The organism is Aeromonas sp. HMWF017 (genome assembly GCF_003061465.1).
Taxonomy (GTDB): Bacteria; Pseudomonadota; Gammaproteobacteria; order Enterobacterales; family Aeromonadaceae; genus Aeromonas; species Aeromonas veronii.
In genome coordinates this window covers 453-16,301 of sequence record NZ_QAJD01000187.1, presented here as the reverse complement: position 1 = coordinate 16,301, position 15,849 = coordinate 453, and the positions used below count along the sequence as shown (strand labels likewise).

Sequence of the window (15,849 nt, the reverse complement as noted above, 5' to 3'; positions counted from 1 at the left end):
CCCTTTGGCCCCCGCCCAGGTGCTCTTGACGATGGCAGACCAGATCAGCAGATCGGCGCGAAAAGGCTCCTTGGCGCTGGCCGCTTCGGCCTGGGTGCTCAGGGTTTCGAGACAGCTCTCTTTCGCCTTGCCGGTCTGTTGATACTGGCAGACGGCCCACTGTTGTTGGATGGGGACGAGGGCATCACCCGCGGCCATGACCGAGGTGGATCCCAACAGGATGGCGATGGCACAAGAGGTAACTGATTGACGGAAAACCTTCATATTAATGCTCCTTCTTGGTCGGGATCGGGCGGGACAAGTCTGGTTGTGGCGCACTGTTGGCGCTGGCATCAGTCGTCCTTGGCTGAAGATGACGGGCATAACGTTTGATAATCGGCAGCTGTCTGGCCAGCGCCTTGTCGACTATGCCGGGCAGCAGAGCGTTGAGCCGCACGAACAGTTTTTCCGGCCAGCCGAGCCAGCTGCGGCGGGTTTCGTTGCACAGGGCGATGATGGCCTCTTCGGCCACTTCCTGCGGGCTGTCGGTCTGGGTGCCGAGCGCTGCATTCATCTCGTAGGCAGCCTCGGAATTGAGCTTGGTGCGGGTGGCGCGGGGGGCGAAGTGCAGCACCTTGATGCCGCTGCCCTCCAGCTCCCGCCCCAGCGCCTCGCTAAAGCCGCGCAGGGCGAACTTGGTGGCGCAGTAGACGCTGTAGCCCGGGTAGCCGATGCCGCCAAATCCCGACCCCATGTTCATGATGATCCCCGGTTTGCGCAGGCGGGGCAGCAGGGCGCGGGTCAGCTGGATTGGCGCCTCGATATTGAGCAGCAGTTGGCGCTCGACCTGCTCGCTGCTCTGATCTTCCAGCCAGGCAAACTGGTTGCAGCCGGCGTTGTTGATCAGGATGTCGAGCCCCTGTTCCAGTGCTGGATGCTGCAACAACTTGGCGCGTTCGTGGGGCACGCCAAGATCGGCGATCACCACCTGATGGCGCTCGGGGTGCGGCAGCGCCTTGCACAGGCGCTCCAGTACCGGGGCGCGGCGGCCGTGCAGCAGCAGATGGGCTCCTTGGGCTGCCAGCTCCTGGGCCAGTTCTTCGCCAATCCCGCCGCTGGCGCCGGTGAGCAGCACCGTTTTTCCTTCAAGTTTCATGATGCGAACTCCTTCTGGTCACGGCGTGGCGGTGAGGTTGTAGAGCATCTCGCCGTAGAGGCGATAGACCACCTTGGTGGAGTGGATGATGGCGGCCTGATCTGCCGGGCTTTCGACCTGATCCATCAAGGATTCAAAGAACTTGAGGTGCTCCTGATCCAGGGTGCCGTGGGAGCTGAGATAGCTCATCGCCTGCGGCGGCAGCCCGAGGCCGCTTTTCAGCTGGTCGGCCACGGTGAGGGCGATGGCGACGCTGGTGCCCTCCAGCACCTGTACCATACCGAAGAAGCCCATGGGGTTGCCACGCTGGATCTGGTCGTAGAGGAAGGCGACCATCAGCTCGATGGGCAGGCCGGGCTGGCCGTGACGCACCGCCTCGGCATCGCCGCCACAGGCGCGGATGTCATTGAGGATCCACTCCTGATGGCCATACTCCTCGTCGATGTACTCGGCAAGGGCACCGCGTACCCACTCGTACTCCTGACCCAGCTTGCCGCCGGTTGCCATCAAGAGCGGAACGGTCTGGCGTACGTGGTAGTAAGCCTGCGCCAGAAAGGCGAGATAGGTGTCACGGCTGATGTCGCCACGGCGACAGGCTTCGATGATGGGGGCGTTGAACAGATGCTCGCGCTCACTGGCAGTGGCTTGTTGCAGAGTCTGGTAGAAGCTCATGACGATTCTCCTGTAAGGCATTGGCTGATTTGCCGGGAAAAGTGTTGGTAAATCTCGTTGCGACGGGGGCGCCCGTTGGCGGTCAGCAGGCCGGGATGCTGGTCGAGTGCCACCGGCAACCAGTAGTGCAGGCGGGCATAATCGGGCAGCCGCTGGTTCAGACCTGCGATCTGGCGGGACAGATCCGCCTCTTTGCCCGGCAGGGGCTGGATCAGCGCCACGTTGGCGGGTTGACCATCGCCAAAGACCACTATGCGGGCGATGGCGGGGCAGAGCTGGGCCTCGGCTTCCACCCACTCTGGCGAGAAGTTGCGGCCAAAGGCGGTGATCTGGACATTCTTCTTGCGCCCGGTGATATGGAGGTAGCCCTCATCATCCAGATGACCCAGATCGCCTGTGGCGATCTGTTCGGGAGTTGGTTCGTTGCTGCCGAGATAGCCCAGCATGGCGCTGCCGCTCACCATAATTTCGCCGTCGCTGGCGATAGTGACCTGACAGTGGGGCAGGGGGTGGCCCACGCTGCCGGGCTTGTCAGCATCCGGGCTGTTGAGCGCCACCACGGAGCCGCACTCCGAGAGGCCATACCCTTCATATACCGGCAGGCCGAGCTGACGGGCGTGTTTGATCAGGTCGGGGGCCACCTTGCCGCCACCGACGGCAATAAAGCGCAGGCTCTTGAGCTGCTGGGCCAGCGTCGGGGTGCTGGTGCAGAGCGCCAGCAGCAGGCGCAGCAGTTCGGGCACCAGCACCAGACTGTGGGTCGGCCAGCGCAGCAGGGCCTCCCCCAGCATGGCTGGATTGAGCGAACTGGATCCGGTGAAACCGAGCTCCCCGAGGGACGGAATGCGGCTGCAGGCGCCGGTCAGCAATGGCACATAGAGGCCGGTGATGTTCTCAAGCAGGGTCGCCAGCGGCAGCAGAGTCAGATGTTTTTCTACCTTGGCTGGCGCGACTCGCTCGGCCAGCGCATGGCTTACCGCCATCATCTGGGTCAGTGACAGGCAGACGCCCTTGGGCTGGCCCGTGGTGCCGGAGGTGTAGGTGATCTTGGCGGTGCCCTTGGGCAGCGCCGGTCGATTGGCCGGGGTATGGCGCCAGAGCGGCAGCTCGCCGGTGATCAGCGAGAGCGGGTCGGCGGCATGCCACCCCTGATGATATGGTCCCACCAGCGCATCGGCGCCGCTGCTCTCCAGCAACCAGGCCTGCTGGGTCTGACTGAAGAAGTGGGGCACCGGAATGACCACGATACCGGCGCGGGTGCAAGCGAGATCCAGCAGCGCCCAGGGCAGGCCGTTGTCCAGTTGCAGAGCCAGACGGCTGATGTCGAGCTGTTGCAGCTGGCTGGCCAGACGCTGGATCTGTTGCCACAGGGTCTGGTAATCGAGACGCTGCTGGCCGCTCAGTAGCGCAGGGGATTGCGGATTCTCGCGGGCATGTTTGGCGATGGCGTCGAACAGGCTCATTGGGCGCACCTTTTTTGATGGGTCTGGTTATCACTGCACTTGCCTGCATCCTCAAACAGGGTCGGCATGGGGGCCAGCAGATTGAGCAGCAGGCTGCGCTGGGCCAGCACCTCGCGCCCCTGATTGATGTCACCCACCATCACCTTGGGTTGGCAGCGGTAGTACTCACCCCAGGCGTCGGCGTCGGCTCCCACCTGATGGGCCTGGGCGGGGGCCAGCTCCACCGGATTGAGTTGCAGGCGGGCAAAGCTGTTGCGCAGCTTGGCAGTGCCGGTAAAGACCACGTAGTCGAGGGCGTTTTCACACAGCAGACGACACAGGGCTGCGAACATCAGTCGGGCATTGCCCGGCTCGCTGCAGGCCAGATTGCCCACTTCGATAATGCGATTGCGTGCCGGATAGACCCCGAGGCGGGTATTGATGGCGGCCTCGATGGGTTGCTCCAGATACTGTTCCAGATAGAGAGGCCCCTCACTGGCATGATTGAGGCCACAGGCACCGACCAGCGTCCCATCCGCCCGATAGAGCCCCAGCAGGCAGGGGAGGAAATGGGGGATGCGGGCGTTGAACTCGAGGGTGTAGGCGGCCTGGATATAGGCTTGCAGCGCCATGACCTGCTGCGGGGACTTGGCTAGCAGCAATCGGTAGGGGGCCTGGATCTCGATGGTCATGGGGGACTCCTTCTCTTGCGATGGTTTGAGAGTAAAAGGGCAAACTTAAGAAACCCTTAAGGAGCAAAAAAAGTTGTCAGCGAGGCAGCGGGCAGGCAATCTGCGCCGCTGTTATCCAACAGGAAGCCCCCAAGAGGAACCGCCATGTCATCCACCGTCAGCTGCCCCCTGTGTGCCAGTCATCGCAGTTATCCCCTGCCGGTGGCGGGCAAACGCTATCATCGCTGCCTCGCGTGCGAGCTGGTCTGGCTGGATGAGGCGGATCATCTTGATGAGGCGGCGGAGAAGGCGGTCTATGACGGTCACGACAACCGGGTTGATGATCCTCGTTATCGCACTTTTCTGATGCGGGCATTTGGCGAGGTACTGAGTCGGGTGCCAACTCCTGCCTGCGGCCTCGATTTTGGCTGTGGCCCGGGCCCCGCGCTGGTGGCGATGGGGCGCGAGGCGGGTTACCAGATGGCGGGGTATGACAAGTTCTACGCCGATTTTCCCGAGTTGCTGACGCGTCAGTATGACTTCATCACCAGTACCGAGGTGATCGAGCATATTGCCGAGCCGCGCACGGTGCTGGCGCAGTTGTGGGATTGCCTCAAGCCTGGCGGCCTGCTGGTGCTGCAGACCCAGCGGGTGCTCAGTGACGAGCGCTTTAAAAACTGGCGCTATCGCCACGATCCGACCCACATCGTCTTCTTTGCCGAGGCATCGTTTCAGATGCTGGCTGCCAGCTGGCAGGCCGAGCTCAGCTTCCCCCACGCCGATGTGGCGGTATTGCAGAAAGGCACGCCCTGAGGCGTGCCTTCGTCTGTTACTCGTCGGATTCTTGCCCGGCGCTACTCCTTGTAGCCCTTGTCCTGCCACTGGTAGTACATCAGGGCAGATTTGACGCCGATTGACTTGAACGGCTCTGGCGGCAGCCACATCGGCAGACTCTGCTCGGCGTGGTTGAACCAGGGATGCTCCTTGCCCTGATAGAGGCTGGCTACGATGTCGCCAAACAGGAAGGAGAGGTTGATGCCGTGGCCGTTGTAGCCGAGGGCGTAGTAGATGTTCTTGTGAGCCCCCATTACCCCCACCGCTTCGGTGCTGTCACCTGTCATGCCGAGCACCCCGTCCCACACCTGCTCAAATTTGATCCCCTTGAGGGCCGGATAGAGGGTCATCAGCTCGGTCATCATCATCTCGCTGACCCGGTTGAGATCGCCCTTGTAGTTGAGGCCGTCGTTGAAGACGTACTCGGCATTGCCGCCACCGATGACGATGCGGTTATCCGGGGTCAACACCAGATGGAACAGGATGTTGCGGGTGTCGTAGTAGGGCACCCGACTCTGCCACTGGATGGCGGCCAGCTGCTTTTTGGTGAGCGGCTCGGTGACGGCGCTCTGGGCGTGTACCGGAAATACTCGCCCGCTGAAGTAGCCAAGTTTTGAGGTATAGCCGTTGGTCGCCAGCACTATGCTGTCGGCGGTCACCTTGTACTTGTCGGCCACATTGAGCTCGATCTGCTTGCCCTCCTTGATCCCCATTACCGGGCTCTGCTCGTAGATGGTGACGCCCGCCTGCTCCACCGCCTTGCGCAGGGCATTGACCAGTTTCATGGCGTGTACCTGACCGCCATTGGGGTCGTAGACCGCCCCCGCGTAGCGATCGGTGCCGAGTTTTTCCTCTGTGGTATCGGCGTTCCAGTACTGGAGCGGGATGCCGAGGCGATTGGCGGTTTTCACATAGTCGCGGTACTCGGCGATATCCTCCTCATCGAGGATTGCCTCTACATAGCCATCGAGCTTGAGGTCGGCCTCGACGCCGGTTGAGGCGACCAGCGCCTGCAGCTTGCGCATGCTGGCGACGGTGAGATCGTAGTGGCGCTTGCTCGCTTCCCCCTCCTCGTAGAGATCCATCACCTCGGAGCCCGGCAACACCATGCCGCCGTTGCGGCCCGAGGCGCCGCTGCCCACCTGCTTGGCCTCGAAGATGGCGATCTTGAGCGACGGATTGGCCTTGGCCAGATGCCAGGCGCTGGAGAGGCCGCTGTAGCCGCCACCTATGATGGCGATATCGACCTTCAGGTCTTGCGCCAGCGGGGCACTCTCCTCTGCCGGTTGCTCCTTGAACCAGTAGCTGGTGTTGGGCTCAAAGTCGCTCATCTTGGGGCCGCAGGCGGCGAGGAAGAAACAGCTGATGCACATGGTCAACGCTCGTTGGCAAAGGGTGGTCGGATTCATCTTCTACTCCGGTTGCAGATACAAAATATCAAATTATTTCATCGGGTTGGGCTGTGTTGACCCGGCGACCTATGTCTCTCAGCCGGGCCAGCTGATCGGCAAGGCCGGGCCCCTCATCCAGGCTGGTGACAAAGTTCCAGAGGTAGGTCATCACAGCATAGACATGGCCTGCCGAGACTTGGGGTTGGGCCATCAGCATGGTGATGGCGAGCAGGAACAGCAGGGTGGCGCTGATGCCGACCGCCAGAAAAGCGAGTGCCTCCCGATCCGAAATCCGGATGCGGATCCAGGCCAGTGCGCGGTAGTGGCGGGCGAGGTTGGCTGACTGGGCATGGGTGACCAGCTTGACCTCGTGTTCCAGCCGATCGTTGAGCCGCTCGTGCAGCAGCTGGTTCTTGCGCGAAAAGCCGGGTAGCAGCAGGCCGAACAGCAGCAATACCCCCATGCAGGCGATGCCGACCCAGAACTCGATCACCATCAGCATCACGGCCGCCCCGACGATGGAGATCAGGCTGGTGGCCAGGATCGGGATATGTTTCTCGAAGAAGTCGACAAACTCCCGCGCCAGGGTGACCCGCGCCACTATGGTAGATTGCCCCTCCTGCTGTTGGCGTTGTGTCAGGATCACCGGCACCGCCAGTGCCGCATAGATATGGGTAAAGGTGCGGGTATCGACCGCCCGGCGCAGGGCACCGATGAGCCAGAACAGCAGCACGATGAGGGCGTAGCTTGAAGCCTGCCACCACTGGCCCTTGACGATGGCGTCGATGGCAAAGCCGGCGAACAGGGGATAGACCACCAGCAGGATATTTTCGAGGGCCACCAGCGAGAAGGTGCCCGCCAGCTTGAGGGGATTGGCCCGCGCAATCGCCCCCAGCGAACGACCGGCCGAGTGTGGCAACGGCGTGGCCTGCTCGTCGCAACTGGCTGCCGAAGTGGTTGGTGTTGTCATGGGTTATCTCCTAAGATGTCGGAAACGCTAAGTTTGAGCGAGTGCTCAAAGTTTGTTTGAGCGGTCGCTCAAAGTCAAGTAGATCGATTGGTATCGCAGGAGGTCAGATGGCACGCCCATCAGCAGAACAGCGCAAAGAGATGATCATCGAGGCCGTACTGGCCCTGTTTCGAGAGAAGGGGATGGCGGCATCGTCAACCCGTGATATTGCCGAGCGCACCGGTCTGGCGCGCAGTCACGTCTACCACTACTTCAAGGATTGGAAGGAGCTCTGCCTCTGCGCCGTGGAGCGTTTCACCTATCAGGAGATCGCCGAGCAGCGGGAGTGGCTGTTGCCGCTGCCAGCCCGCGAAGCGTTGCCGCTCTTTGTACGGGACAACCTGCCGACCAGTCAGGATGCCTCCTGGGCCATCTATCTCGATGCCTGGAACGAGTCACTGCGCGACCCTGTGTTTGCCGAGAGCTACCGCAAAATCATTTTGGCGTGGCGCGAGGTGCTGGAGCAGATCCTGCAAAAGGGTATCGACAGCGGCGAGTTTGTGGCGGGCGATGCCCGACGACTGGCGCGTCAGATCACCTCCCTCATCAACGGCTATGCCGATGACCTAATTCTGGAGCCGACCCCCGAGACGGTAGAGGCCACTTATCAAGAGATCATGCTGGTGGTCAATCAGCTGGTCTTGCCCTCGGCCCACTCATAGTGGCGCAGGTACACAAGGGGGAGGCGTGCCAGCGTGGAGCCTCCCCGGTTTTGTTGGCTATCCACCGGGTGTGCGATGGCCAGATAACAGGGAGCGGTTGTTGATGTCGATTACCCATTTGTCACTGCAAGATGCCCGTCATCTGCAACTGGCGGCGCAAGGGCTGCTTGCCCCCCGTCGCAGCAAGGCGACCCCGGCCGATCTGCTGGCCACCATTCGCCGAATGGCGCTGCTGCAGATCGATACCATCTCGGTGGTGGCGCGCAGCCCCTATCTGGTGCTCTTTAGCCGCCTTGGCCAGTACGAACCGCGTTGGCTGGAGCAGCTGCTGGCCGACGGCGAGATCTTCGAATATTGGGCCCACGAGGCCTGCTTTGTGCCCCGCGAGGATTACCGGCTGCTGCGCCACCGAATGCTTGACCCTGCCGCCATGGGGTGGAAGTTTTCGGCCAACTGGCTCGCTACCCATCAGCAGGAGATTGGCCAGCTTATCGAACGCATTCGCCAGCACGGCCCGGTGCGGGCGGCTGACTTTGAACGCACAACCGGCAAGGGGAATGGCTGGTGGGACTGGAAACCGGAGAAACGCCATCTGGAGGTGCTCTTTACCACCGGTCAGCTGATGGTGCGGGAGCGACGCAACTTTCAACGGGTCTATGACCTGGCCGAGCGGGTCATCCCCGAGTGGAGCGACCAGCGGGATCTGCCAAGCGTCGAGCAGGCCCAGCGGGATATGGTGCGCGCCAGCTGCCGGGCGCTGGGGCTGGTCAAAACTGGCTGGGTTGCGGACTACTACCGGCTGCGGCGCGGCAAATATGACGCCCTGCTCCATCAACTGGCGGACGAGGGGGAGCTGTTGCCGGTACGAGTGGAGGGGTGGCAGCACGGCGCTTTTGTGCACGTATCTCTGGCCGATGAGCTGGCAAGGGCACAGGCGGGCACCCTCAAGGCAACCCATACCACCGTCTTGTCGCCGTTCGACCCGCTAGTGTGGGATCGCAAGCGAGCCAAGGATCTGTTCAACTTCGACTATCGCATCGAATGCTATACCCCGGCCCCCAAGCGCCAGTATGGCTACTTCGTGTTGCCCTTGCTCCATCGTGGCAAGCTGGTGGGCAGGATGGATGCCAAGGCCCATCGCCAGCAGGGGATCTTCGAGATCAAGAGCCTCTATCTGGAAGCCGGGGTGAGAGTGACCCGCACGCTTGCACAGGATCTGGCGAAAGCCCTGCAAAAGCTGGCTGACTGGCACCAGACCCCGCAGCTCCGTTATGGTGCCATTCCGGCCAATTTGCTGACGTTGTGGCATGAAAGCTCCCCTGCAAAGTGAGCAAAATCCCTTCTGGGCTAAGCTGCAAGAGGGATAAATAGTCCGGGAGCGGGAGATGACACGAGTGGCAACATGGTGGGCGGGATTGGCGATGGCCATCTTGTCCCCCGCGCTATGGGGGCAAGAGCCACCAGTGAAGATCTGTCTGGGGGAGGGCAACGAGTGGGCCCCCTTTACCTACTGGGAGCGCAAGGACGGGGTGCCTGATACCAGCCGCCTGACCGGTTCGGCGACGACACTCGTGCTCGATGCATTGCAACAGAGCGGGCTCTCGCACCAGATCCGCTATCTGCCCTGGGCGCGGGTGCAGCAGGAGCTGGCGGATTATCGCCAGAATGGTCTGTGCGAGCTGACCTGGGATGCCAGCTACAAGCCGGAGCGGGCCGAGTTTGCCTTCTACAGCGTTCCCCTCTACTACACCCACCTCGGTTTCTTCTATCTCAAGCGCCGCTACCCCGAACCGCCGGATCTGCAGACGGTCAATCGTTCCCGGGTGTGCGGGGTTATTGGCTACAACTACACCCCCTACGGGCTTGCGCAGGAGCCACGCCGGGTCAAACAGTTGCAGCAGGCGCTCGATATGCTGGAGCGGGATCGCTGCGACTTTCTGCCGAGCGAAATCGAACCTCTGGTGGCAGGCATCAGCCTTGGCATCTACCGCAGCGAGAGCGGGTTGCTCAATCTCGCCCTGCCCAGCCGCAAGGGATTCTATCTGCTGGTGAGCAAGGGCTCCCCCCGCGGTCACCAGCTGGTGAACATCCTCAATCAGTCGCTGGTGGCATTTCAGGAAGGGGGGCATACGGATGAGGTGATGCGCCGCTTCTTGCCACCGATGGAGTAATAGCGAAGGGTTGCTGTCATTCAGGGGGAGCAGATAAACAGAGGGCCAGCCGGTGCAAACCGGCTGGCCCTTTTCTACGTGAGAGGCTGTCAAGCTGCCAGACGGGTCAGTACCTTCACCAGCAGCTCGATGCGCGGGGCAATGCTGGCCAGATCCAGATACTCCTCGTCACTGTGGAAACCGGCACCGATGGGGCCCAGACCATCCAGAGTGGGGATGCCGAGGGCGGCGGTCAGGTTGGCATCAGAGCCGCCCCCCACCTCTTGCCAGCTGATTGGCAGTCCCAGTTCGGCGCCACACTCCTCCACCAGCTGCATCAGCGCCTGAGTGCCCTCTGATGGCACCATGGCTGGTTTGTGGGCCTCGCGGGTCAGCTGGATAGTGACGCCGTCCAGATGGGGACGCTCGGCCAGGGTCAGCAGATGATCGTCGATCTGGTGGTACTCCTGATTGTCCCAGAAACGGACATCCACCACGGCGCTGGCATGGGCCGGCACTATGTTGGCGCCGTTGCCCCCCTCGACAATGCCGATGTTGAGGGTGGTGCCGCTCTCGAAGTTGGTCAGGGCGTTGATGGCCAGGATCCAGTGGCCCAGCTCGGTGATGGCGCTGCGCCCCTTCTGCGGTTCGTTGCCCGCGTGAGCCGCCTTGCCGGTGAAATCGATGCGATAACGGGCCATCCCCTTGCGCGCCTTGACCAGCGAGCCATCGGCGCGGGCCGCTTCGGCCACCAGCACCTGTTTTGCCTGTTTGGCCACCGTTGCCAGCCAGTCGCTGGAGTGGAGGGAGCCGATCTCCTCGTCCGGGTTCATGCAGACGCAGATGCTCAGGCGATCGCGCACCTCGCGGGGCAGTTCACGCAGGGCATAGACGATGTTGAGCAGGCCGGATTTCATGTCGGAGACACCGGGGCCGTAAGCGCGCTCGCCATCGATGTTCATCGGGCGGGCAGCGGCGGTACCGAGGGGGAAGACGGTATCCATATGGCCGATCAGCATTACATCGATCTGCGCCGCATCAGGCTGGTTGCGGATCTCCAGCCCCACCCCGGCTGCGCCACAGTCGACCCGCTTGATCTGCCAGCCGCCCATCGCCTCATATTTGGCCGCCATCAGGTCGGCCACTGCCGCAATGCCCGGCTGGTGCAGGGATCCGCAATCCAGATTGATCAGCGGGGCCAGTTCGGTCAGGTATTGATCCAGAGAAAAAGTCATTGCTTGCTCCACTATCAGGTTCGGGTCAGAGAAGGATGTTCATCACCAGCATGGCGCCGAAGGCGTTGAGTACCGAGATGGCGACCATGATGGGGATGTAACGCCCTTCGGTGCCGATGCAGCCGAGGATGCGGCCCATGTACTGCACCTGGGAGCCCATCAGGTAGATGGCTGGCGCCAGAATGGCGATGTGGGTGCCGTTGAGGATGCCCTGATCGAACAGGGTAATGACCACACCGACCGCACCGCCCATCGACATCCAGGCGCCGATCAGCACGGCTGCCGCCTCACCGGGCAACCCGAAGATGGCCATGACGGGGGAGAAGATGGCGCCCATGGCATCCAGCGCGCCGGTGATCTGCAGCGCCTTGATGATGACGAAGGCCATCAGTACGTTGGGTACGGTGGAGGTGGTGGCGATGACCCAGCCCTTCTTGGCCCCTTCGACGAAGATATCGGTGACGATGGGTTTCTTGATGTTGGCCTGGCTCATTTGGCTTGCTCCTGAGTGTTGAGGGTCTGCTGGGTGTTGTTATCGGTCTGCTTGCCTTCGCTCATATTGAGGTAGACCCGGAACAGGTTGGCCCCGACAAATTTGAAGGCGAACATCACGATGACAGCCAGACCGATGGAGGAGCTGACCGCCGGGCTGCCATCTGCCAGCGTCAGGGTGAACAGCACGGCGCCGGAGGAGAAGAAGTTGACAATGGTGGCTCCAGCGGAGAACTGGAACATGGTGAACACGTCGGTTTCACGCTTGGTGATGAGCCCTTCATCCTTGAGCTGACGAGTCATGGCGGCACCGGCATCGGTACTCTGCAGGGAGGCAATAAGGGCGAGGCCGGTGTTGCCCGGGATCCCCATCAGTGGGCGCAGCAGCGGGGTCAGCAACTTGCGGGCAGCTTCCAGCGCGCCGTAGTGTTCCAGCACATTGATCATACCGAGGGCAAACATCACGGTGGGGATCAGGGTCAGGGCGAACAGAAAGCCATCTCGCGCCCCGTTGCCCCCCTTGCCGCGCATGTCGGTCATTGCGGTCTTGATGCCGTCACCATTCTCGCTGACGCTCTGGACCATGGTACCGAACGAACCGTTCAGCGTGGTGAAATCGAATACCCCGTACCACTCGCCGGATTGCAACAGTCCGGAGAAGAAGACCACGGCGAAGGCCAGTGCCAGGTAACTGCCTATGCTCACCGAGCGTGTTTTGTCTGTCATTAGTTAGCTCCATATGAATAATTATTTAATCTGAATAATTATAATTGATATAGATGTCACTAAATTGATGGTGGTCAAAATGGTTTGCTACAAATGACGAATGTATTGGGGTTATGTGACTGTGATCGCCATATGCTTGGACGATAATCTGGTTTTTATTGAATTGTTTGAGTGAATAAAAAGCAGGGGCGGGATAGCGGGACAATAAAAAACCGGGCACGAGGCCCGGTTTGGTCAATCAGTCAGATGTGATTACTGGAGTACCAGCACCATCAGCAAGCCGACGCTAATGGCAGATACCAGGAAGGCAAAGCCATAGAAAACATAGTGGTGCAGCTTGGTGGTGTGGATCCCCAGATCGTGCAGACCGTGGTAGATACGGTGCATACCGTGCCAGACTGGCAGGGCGATGATCACCAGCAGGATGCAGGCACCCCACCAGGAGCTGGCGAACGCGTGCACGCGGTCATAGCTCATGGTTTCCACGTCCATGATGCCCATGGGCACCAGCAGACCGGTGATGAGGACAATGACCGGCAGCAGCATGGCAACGACCATGCCACCCGCACCAAACAGACCCCAGTAAATTGGTTCGTCAGAACGTCTCATTGTTTTCTCCTCAGGCCACGATGATCAGGACAAGCAGGGACACCACCGCCAGCGCCACATACTGGGCGAGAACGATCGGCTTCTCCGGTACCAGGTCTTCACCACGGAAGATACGCATGGCTTTCGGCGCCAGGGCGAACCAGGTTTTGGCATGGAACAGGCACGCCGCCAGAGCGACGACATGGAACAGGATAGCGATCGGGCTTTGCAGGGATTCCAGCCAGCCGTTGAACGCTTCCTGACCCTGAACCAGGCGCATCAGGCCCCACATCAGCACAACGGCGTAGATGGAGACGAAGATACTGGTGCCTTCACGGATCATGTAACCGGTGTAGAAGGCGTTCTTCAGCCACCAGTCTTTCTTCATTTCGCGGACGTAAGGTTTACGTTTGCTATCAGTGTTGTTCATGGTCTCAATCCTGCTCTCAATCTGGCTTGAACATGGCGATCATGTAGTCCTTGGCGCTTTCGACCTTGCCAAGCTGGATGGCCGCTGCCGGATCGACGCCTTTCGGGCACACTTCGGAGCAGTAGCCCACGAAGGTACAGCCCCAGACGCCTTCGTCCTGGCTGATGATGCGCATACGCTCTTTGGCGCCGGCATCACGGTTGTCGACGTTGTAGCGATAGGCCAGAGCCAGTGCCGCCGGACCGGTGAACTTCTTGTTGATGCCGTACTGCGGGCAGGCCGCGTAGCAGAGACCACAGTTGATGCACTGGGAGAACTGCTTGTACTGCGCCATCTGGGCCGGAGTCTGGATGTACTCGCCATCACACAGGCTGCGCGGCTCGCTCGGGATGATGTACGGCTTGATGCTCTCCAGCTTCTCGATGAAGTCGGACATGTCGACCACCAGATCGCGTTCGATCGGGAAGTTGTTGAGCGGCTCGACGGTCATCTTGCCCGGCAGATAGTCGCGCAGGAACGCCTTGCAACCCAGCTTGGGCACACCGTTGACCATCATGCCGCAGGAGCCGCAGATCGCCATCCGGCAGGACCAGCGGAAGCTCAGGGTAGAGTCCAGGTGATCCTTGATGTACTGCAGGGCATCCAGCAGAGACATCTCTCTCTGGTATGGCACCTGGAAGGTTTGCATCCAGGGCTCGTTATCCTGTTCCGGACGGTAGCGCAGGATCTCAATTTCAATCATCTCAGCCATTCTTCTTAGCCTCGTCTTGTTTCTCACCCTCGGAGCCGTACACGCGTTTTGCCGGCTGGGACTTAGTGATCTTCACATCGGAGTAATCGATGGAGGGCGTTTCGCCATTTTTGTAGAACGAGAGCGTGTGCTTGAGGAAGTTCACGTCATCGCGCTCTTCGTAACCATCCAGACGCTGGTGGGAACCGCGGGACTCTTTACGATTGATGGCGGAGTGTGCCATGGCTTCAGCCACGTCCAGCATGTAACCCAGTTCGATGGCGTACAGCAGATCGGTGTTGAAGACAGAGGACTTGTCGTTGATCTTGACCTTCTTGTAACGGGCTTTCAGCTCGTTGATCTTGTCGATGGTGCCCTGCATCAGCTCTTCGGTACGATAGATACCGACACCGGCTTCCATGGACATGCCCAGCTCGTTGCGAATATCGGCCGGGTTTTCGGTACCGTCTACGTCCATCAGGGAGAGGTGCTGCTTGATGAGCGCCTCGGCCTTGGCGGCCAAGGCTTCGGTATTGCCATGCTTCTGAGTCTTGGCAAATTCACCTGCCTGTTCACCCGCCAGCTTGCCGAATACCACGATCTCGGACAGGGAGTTGGAACCCAGACGGTTGGCACCGTGCAGACCGACGGAGGCACATTCGCCCGCGGCGTAGAGGCCGGGCAGACGGGTGGCACACTTGTTGTCAGTCTCGATACCACCCATGGTGTAGTGGGCAGTCGGACGTACCGGAATAGGCTCTTTGGCCGGATCCACGTTGACGTAGGCTTTGGCCAGTTCGCAGATGAACGGCAGACGCTCTTTCAGGTACTTCTCGCCAAGGTGACGCAGGTCGAGGTGAACCACATCGCCCATCGGGCCCTGAATGACGCGGCCTTTCTGCTGCTCTTGCCAGAATGCCTGGGAAACGCGGTCGCGCGGACCCAGTTCCATGTATTTGCTCTTCGGCTGGCCGATCGGGGTTTCCGGGCCCAAGCCGTAGTCTTGCAGGTAGCGGTAGCCATCCTTGTTCAGCAGAACGCCACCCTCACCACGACAACCTTCGGTCATCAGGATGCCGGTGCCCGGCAGACCGGTCGGGTGATACTGGACGAATTCCATATCACGCAGCGGTACGCCGTGACGGTAGGCCAGTGCCATGCCGTCGCCGGTGACGATGCCACCGTTGGTGTTGTAGCGATAGACACGGCCAGCGCCGCCGGTTGCCACGATCACGGATTTGGCCTGGATGAAGCGGGTGATACCGTTCTGGATGTCGAAGGTCAGTACGCCCTGGACACGGCCGTCGTCCACGATCAGATCAAGACAGAAATGCTCGTCGAAGCGCTTGATGCTCGGGTATTTGACGGAGGTCTGGAACAGGGTGTGCAGAATATGGAAACCGGACTTGTCTGCGGCGAACCAGGTACGCGGAACCTTCATGCCACCAAACGGACGCACGTTGGCTTTGCCATCCGGCTTGCGGCTCCAGGGGCAACCCCAGTGCTCCAGCTGGATCATCTCTTTGGTCGCGTTGTTGACGAAGTATTCCACTACGTCCTGCTCGCACAGCCAGTCACCACCGGAGACGGTGTCGTTGAAGTGGTTTTCGAGGGAGTCGTCATCACGGACGACACCGGCGGCGCCACCTTCGGCAGCAACCGTGTGGCTGCGCATCGGGTAA

Annotated in this window: 17 protein-coding genes and 1 pseudogene; 4 read left to right on the top strand and 14 right to left on the bottom strand. The window is 60.7% G+C overall.

Going from position 1 to position 15,849, the window contains the following annotated elements; translation table 11 throughout:
* From DBR30_RS21025 to DBR30_RS21005, 5 genes and pseudogenes are all read right to left on the bottom strand, one after another.
* A pseudogene (locus DBR30_RS21025) lies at nucleotides 1-264 on the bottom strand (hypothetical protein); the annotation flags it as partial.
* A 1-nt stretch (nucleotide 265) separates the two neighbouring features.
* The gene (locus DBR30_RS21020; RefSeq protein ID WP_108542179.1) at nucleotides 266-1,135 is read right to left on the bottom strand and encodes an SDR family oxidoreductase; all 870 of its coding nucleotides are present in this window, start codon (nucleotides 1,133-1,135) and stop codon (nucleotides 266-268) included.
* Between the two features lie 18 nt (nucleotides 1,136-1,153).
* The gene (locus tag DBR30_RS21015) at nucleotides 1,154-1,807 is read right to left on the bottom strand and encodes a TenA family transcriptional regulator (protein WP_108542180.1); all 654 of its coding nucleotides are present in this window, start codon (nucleotides 1,805-1,807) and stop codon (nucleotides 1,154-1,156) included.
* Nucleotides 1,804-3,270, bottom strand: coding sequence for an AMP-dependent synthetase/ligase (locus tag DBR30_RS21010; protein WP_108588511.1), 1,467 nt, complete (start codon nucleotides 3,268-3,270; stop codon nucleotides 1,804-1,806). The genes DBR30_RS21015 and DBR30_RS21010 overlap by 4 nt, the downstream gene beginning before the upstream one ends.
* Complete coding sequence (locus DBR30_RS21005) at nucleotides 3,267-3,941, bottom strand: thermostable hemolysin (RefSeq protein WP_108588510.1); 675 nt, start codon at nucleotides 3,939-3,941, stop codon at nucleotides 3,267-3,269. The genes DBR30_RS21010 and DBR30_RS21005 overlap by 4 nt, the downstream gene beginning before the upstream one ends.
* A gap of 144 nt (nucleotides 3,942-4,085) precedes the next feature.
* Here DBR30_RS21005 and DBR30_RS21000 point away from each other — a divergent pair, with 144 nt between their 5' ends.
* Entirely contained in the window at nucleotides 4,086-4,733 is a 648-nt protein-coding gene (locus DBR30_RS21000; protein WP_108541825.1) for a class I SAM-dependent methyltransferase, read from the top strand.
* Between the two features lie 41 nt (nucleotides 4,734-4,774).
* Here the strand turns inward: DBR30_RS21000 and DBR30_RS20995 are convergent, their stop codons facing one another.
* Nucleotides 4,775-6,163: an NAD(P)/FAD-dependent oxidoreductase gene (locus tag DBR30_RS20995; RefSeq protein WP_108541826.1), complete on the bottom strand. Its 1,389-nt coding sequence runs from the start codon at nucleotides 6,161-6,163 to the stop codon at nucleotides 4,775-4,777.
* Nucleotides 6,164-6,191: 28 nt separating this feature from the next.
* The gene (locus DBR30_RS20990; RefSeq protein WP_108541827.1) at nucleotides 6,192-7,115 is read right to left on the bottom strand and encodes an ABC transporter six-transmembrane domain-containing protein; all 924 of its coding nucleotides are present in this window, start codon (nucleotides 7,113-7,115) and stop codon (nucleotides 6,192-6,194) included.
* A gap of 107 nt (nucleotides 7,116-7,222) precedes the next feature.
* Between DBR30_RS20990 and DBR30_RS20985 the strand changes: the two genes are divergently transcribed.
* The 3 genes from DBR30_RS20985 to DBR30_RS20975 all read left to right on the top strand — a co-directional run bounded on the left by DBR30_RS20985 (nucleotide 7,223) and on the right by DBR30_RS20975 (nucleotide 9,987).
* The gene (locus DBR30_RS20985) at nucleotides 7,223-7,816 is read left to right on the top strand and encodes a TetR/AcrR family transcriptional regulator (protein WP_108541828.1); all 594 of its coding nucleotides are present in this window, start codon (nucleotides 7,223-7,225) and stop codon (nucleotides 7,814-7,816) included.
* A gap of 103 nt (nucleotides 7,817-7,919) precedes the next feature.
* Complete coding sequence (locus DBR30_RS20980; protein WP_108541829.1) at nucleotides 7,920-9,146, top strand: winged helix-turn-helix domain-containing protein; 1,227 nt, start codon at nucleotides 7,920-7,922, stop codon at nucleotides 9,144-9,146.
* 55 nt (nucleotides 9,147-9,201) lie between these two features.
* The gene (locus tag DBR30_RS20975; RefSeq protein ID WP_058055630.1) at nucleotides 9,202-9,987 is read left to right on the top strand and encodes a substrate-binding periplasmic protein; all 786 of its coding nucleotides are present in this window, start codon (nucleotides 9,202-9,204) and stop codon (nucleotides 9,985-9,987) included.
* An 89-nt stretch (nucleotides 9,988-10,076) separates the two neighbouring features.
* Here the strand turns inward: DBR30_RS20975 and DBR30_RS20970 are convergent, their stop codons facing one another.
* The 7 genes from DBR30_RS20970 to frdA form a co-directional block, all read right to left on the bottom strand.
* A complete protein-coding gene (locus tag DBR30_RS20970; RefSeq protein WP_108541830.1) occupies nucleotides 10,077-11,201 on the bottom strand; it encodes a M20 family metallopeptidase in 1,125 nt (374 codons plus the stop codon).
* A 25-nt stretch (nucleotides 11,202-11,226) separates the two neighbouring features.
* On the bottom strand, nucleotides 11,227-11,694 hold the full coding sequence (locus tag DBR30_RS20965; RefSeq protein ID WP_005335063.1) for a YjiG family protein: 468 nt from the start codon (nucleotides 11,692-11,694) through the stop codon (nucleotides 11,227-11,229).
* Nucleotides 11,691-12,419 (bottom strand): nucleoside recognition domain-containing protein, encoded by a 729-nt coding sequence (locus DBR30_RS20960; RefSeq protein WP_005335061.1) that lies wholly within the window; start codon nucleotides 12,417-12,419, stop codon nucleotides 11,691-11,693. The genes DBR30_RS20965 and DBR30_RS20960 overlap by 4 nt, the downstream gene beginning before the upstream one ends.
* Nucleotides 12,420-12,671: 252 nt before the next feature.
* Nucleotides 12,672-13,028, bottom strand: a complete 357-nt coding sequence (gene frdD / locus DBR30_RS20955; RefSeq protein WP_005335059.1) for a fumarate reductase subunit FrdD — start codon at nucleotides 13,026-13,028, stop codon at nucleotides 12,672-12,674.
* Nucleotides 13,029-13,038: 10 nt separating this feature from the next.
* On the bottom strand, nucleotides 13,039-13,437 hold the full coding sequence (locus DBR30_RS20950; RefSeq protein WP_005335058.1) for a hypothetical protein: 399 nt from the start codon (nucleotides 13,435-13,437) through the stop codon (nucleotides 13,039-13,041).
* A 16-nt stretch (nucleotides 13,438-13,453) separates the two neighbouring features.
* Nucleotides 13,454-14,188, bottom strand: a complete 735-nt coding sequence (locus DBR30_RS20945) for a succinate dehydrogenase/fumarate reductase iron-sulfur subunit (protein ID WP_005335057.1) — start codon at nucleotides 14,186-14,188, stop codon at nucleotides 13,454-13,456.
* On the bottom strand, nucleotides 14,181-15,849 hold a 1,669-nt coding region (frdA, locus tag DBR30_RS20940; RefSeq protein WP_181363646.1), incomplete at its 5' end, for a fumarate reductase (quinol) flavoprotein subunit. The genes frdA and DBR30_RS20945, both read right to left, overlap by 8 nt.